Consider the following 4,072-nt stretch of genomic DNA (forward strand, 5'->3'; position numbering starts at 1 on the left):
GTCCCCCTCTTTGGCCCGTAGGCATCATGCGGTATTAGCCATCGTTTCCAATGGTTATCCCCCACATCAGGGCAATTTCCTAGGCATTACTCACCCGTCCGCCGCTCGCCACCCAAGGAACAAGTTCCTCTGTGCTGCCGCTCGACTTGCATGTGTTAGGCCTGCCGCCAGCGTTCAATCTGAGCCATGATCAAACTCTTCAATTAAAGTTTTGTTGGTCCTAAGACCGGCTCAATGAATACTGACTTCAAAACTGCTCTTACTCGAAAGTAAAACGTAATTTTAAAGCTATTGTTGTTCCAACAGAACAACAATGAATTGACTGTGCCAAAATCAAGTAAACTTGATTTTGATTGGTCACTCAGTTCATTGATAAATCTTTTTGATTATCATCAACGAGTGCCCACACAGATTGATAGGTTTATATTGTTAAAGAGCGTTCTTCTCTGGCTTGCCGAGGCTTCCTTTGAAGAGGCGGCCATTCTAGCGAGATAATGAAAAGTGTCAAACACTTTATTAAATTATTTCGTCTTACTGATTTGACCTACTGATTGGCTGCTGGTTGGGCTTGAACCCTTACTGGCTGTGCCGTGTCAGTGAGGCGGCATTATAGGGAGAACTAAGATGAGTGCAAGCGGTTTTTAGAAAAAAGTACCTCCTGATAGCTCAAGTGAACAAAAAGACACCAAAGCGTTAAATATCGGTTAATTAGCGACCTATTTCCCTCTCTAAATCTCCCTGTTATCACCAGAGCATTTAGGTGACACTCTCATATTGCGTATTTTTCTTCGTCACTGAAAGCCCGCACTGAGGCAGTACAAAGAAGCATATTACTCATCACTATCGAAGAAATAAGAGATTCTAGAGCGTGGGTTAAGATAGTCGCGGATTTTATCCGGAAGTTTATGCGGAAGAATGGCATTAACAATTTTCAAATCTCGATCAGCTAAATCAATAATGGGCGCTTGGGTTCGCGGAACCGAAGGGTCGTAAATCAATACATTAGGATATAGTAAGTGGCTGGCGTTTACGGAGATGACTAACCCAACCATATTGTTAGAAAGCTGAACAACGGTTCCTGGAGGGAAAACGCCCATAAATTTAACCAATACGTTTAAGTTTTCGTTACTATATAAGTGATTACAATGCTTATACATATAGGAAAGTGCAATATAAGGAATCTTCTGCTCTGCAACGATATTGGGATGACACAAATTATCAAATACATTCGCGACCGTAATGACCTGTGAAAGCTCATCAATAGCCGCTTCCTTTAAACCAAGCGGATACCCACTGCCATCATTAAGTTCATGATGCTGTTCTATTACTCTCTTTGCACTTTCTGGAAAGCTATCGATATGACTCGCAATACCCAAACCATACTTAGTATGTAATTTGAGATAATTTTGTTCGGGCTCTGTTAGTGTTGTTTTCTTTCTAACAATCGCGGTGGGAACCTTAATTTTGCCTATATCATGAAACAGCGCAGCAAAAGCAAGTTCTTTGATTTTTTGAGCATCATACCCTTTCGCTTTTCCTATCATCATTGCAATGACCGAAACGTTGAGTGAATGAAAGTAGATGTCTTCAAACTCACTTTTGCCATTCATTAAATGCAGCGTAACGCTATCTTCACTCAGTAGCTTATCGACGATATCTTCAACCAAAATTGAAGCTTCATCTATCGCATCCTCTGGCCGATTGCGTATCTTGTTCATTACCGCACGCATACGGGATAGAGAACGCTCAAACTCTTTTTCACAGTTTAGAACTCGCCTACGATATGCGTTCAACTTTTCAATCCGTTTCTGCTTCTCTTCCCACAATTTTTCAGCCTCACTCTCCATCTCTGAAGATTCTTCTATAGCTTCCGGCTGCGTATTGACAGGTAAGGGTTGAGTATCGCTTTGCGCAGGATTGATATAAACATGTTGAATCCCCAAGTGTTTTATCAATTGAATCTGTTCTTGGGATTTAATCTTAAAGCTATTAAAAAGAAAGGGGTGTTCGTTCCACTTTACGGGCAACTTAATGTGCAGGCCAGGCTGCAATCTATCTACTGTGATTTTTATGCTTGCCACAATTTATATAACACCTTAAGTACTAAGTAGTTAATGAGTTTAAAAGAAGCCACTCAAAAGTTCATCAACTACATATTAGTAGTGTTGATATAAATGTGTATGGCTAGAAGCGAGAAATGTGCGCTGTTCAGTATAGAAGTGTGTGAAGGCTATCAAAAGAGTCCCATTTATCTAAGATAGTGGACTATTATTTCGAGGACAAAAACAACAAAGCCCCGACTTTCGTCGAGGCTTTGTTGTTTAAATTATGGTACCGGTGGGCGGACTTGAACCGCCACTCCCGAAGGAAACGGATTTTGAACTAACCGCATATTGACAGACCCTAGCAACTACAGTAACTTAAACGCTCTTTTGAAACACTATAAAGGAAACTATAAAATGAGCAATTATGAATACATTAGACTGAGAGAGGGTCTAGCTATCTATAAGCAGAAGCAATCAAAGAACTTCTATGTCTATTTGAAGACTGAAGACGGTGACTTTAGGTGCTCTTTGAAAACTGATGACAAAGAGGAAGCTACAACGCTGGCTTACTCTTATTATTTCTCTTACACAAAGAATTTAACCCCCGAGATTTTTGAGCAGTCTAAATCTTCTGTTTCAAAGATATGCGATGAGCTAATTAAAAACTTTGATAAGCATGTTGAAGAAACTGGCAACAAGAAGAGTCAGCAAGCACTGCATTCTTCAATTCTTAAAAATGTGATAAAGCCTGCTTTCTGTAAGCTTAAAGTTAAACAGCTTGATGCTCTTGAGATGAAGAAGATCATTGAAACGGCTTCTAGTAAGACAACTCTTTCTAATCAGAGAAAGTGTTTTAAGCACATCTTTGATTACGCTGTTGAGAATCGTTTAATGAAGTCTTATGAAGTTCCTGACATTCCTTCTGCTTCTGTTAAAAGTCCCAATCCGCGAGCTAGTTTTAGTGACGAGCTTCTTTTGAAGATTAAGGACTCTTTCCCCTCTTTTATTGATGCCGCTAACGGTAGAAAGGCTCTAACTCGACAGTATAGATTGATTCTTCGTGAGATGTGCTCATTTATGCTGCTAACAGGTGTTCGCCCAGGAGAAGAAATTCTGAGCTTAAACTTCTCGACATTAGAGCGAATAGCTAAAAATGATTCTTATGCGTATAGCATAAAAATTGATGGCGGTAAGACTAAGAATTACGAAAAAGGCTTGAGAAGAATCTCAATTTGCTCTGTGGCTTTTGCTATTCTTCAGAAACTTGCTCGTGAAATTCACGGCATTGACGATGTTTCTTTCGAAGATTTGAAGAGAAACAATATCTATGCATTTAGACCTTCTGAGAATGATAAGAAGCCTGACTTTTCTAAGATATTTGAGCAGTTCATCAAGCATAGTGGTATTGACTCGATTTACTCACTGTACTCGTTTCGTCATACGTACATCACTAACAAACTTCTAGAGGGCGTTCAAGTTTATCTTGTGGCAAAACACTGCGGTACTAGCGTTGCGATGATTGAGCAATACTACGACAAGTTAGAAACTACATTACGTGCAACTGAGCTTGTTTCTTTCACGCCCTTTGTTAAGGTAGATATGTCAAAGTCGTAAGTCATTGATTTATAAGGGATTTTTCATAAAAAACGCCTATAATTGCTATATCACTTCTCGCAGAGAAGTGTAAGTCATTGATTTATAAGGGCTTTTTAGATATACAAAAACACCAGTAAAAACAATAACTTAGAAATAAAATTAATTATATATAAATCAATAAGTTACTGGTTGTTTTCTATTATACATATCTAATGCGCAGGTCAAGCGGGGTAGGCACGAAGTGCCGAAGGGGCGCAGCCCCTTACTTGAATAACTATACTTAAGTGTGAGATTTTGGCTTTCGTAGCGAAGCGAAGATTGACAAATCCACACGACGTAATCAGTCTAAGCTCATGATATATATACACTTAAAGCGCTATTACTATAAATAAATATAACTATTTCAAAAATTGACACTGTTTATTTTTTAA

General features: G+C 39.0%; 2 protein-coding genes and 1 rRNA gene. 1 reads left to right on the top strand and 2 read right to left on the bottom strand.

What is annotated here, in order from left to right; all coding sequences use genetic code 11:
* A 16S ribosomal RNA gene (locus tag AACU59_RS03480) occupies nt 1–206 on the bottom strand; the annotation flags it as partial.
* A 624-nt stretch (nt 207–830) separates the two neighbouring features.
* A complete protein-coding gene (locus tag AACU59_RS03485) occupies nt 831–2,081 on the bottom strand; it encodes an HD-GYP domain-containing protein (RefSeq protein WP_094145704.1) in 1,251 nt (416 codons plus the stop codon).
* Nucleotides 2,082–2,459: 378 nt separating this feature from the next.
* On the opposite strand from AACU59_RS03485, the gene AACU59_RS03490 reads away from it, so the two are divergent.
* Nucleotides 2,460–3,659 carry a tyrosine-type recombinase/integrase gene (locus AACU59_RS03490; RefSeq protein ID WP_094145705.1) on the top strand — a complete coding sequence of 400 codons (1,200 nt, stop codon included), beginning with the start codon at nt 2,460–2,462 and terminating at the stop codon, nt 3,657–3,659.
* Nucleotides 3,660–4,072 lie beyond the last annotated feature (413 nt).

The organism is Vibrio sp. V23_P3S9T160 (assembly GCF_963886625.1).
In the GTDB taxonomy this organism is placed as follows: Bacteria; Pseudomonadota; Gammaproteobacteria; order Enterobacterales; family Vibrionaceae; genus Vibrio; species Vibrio anguillarum.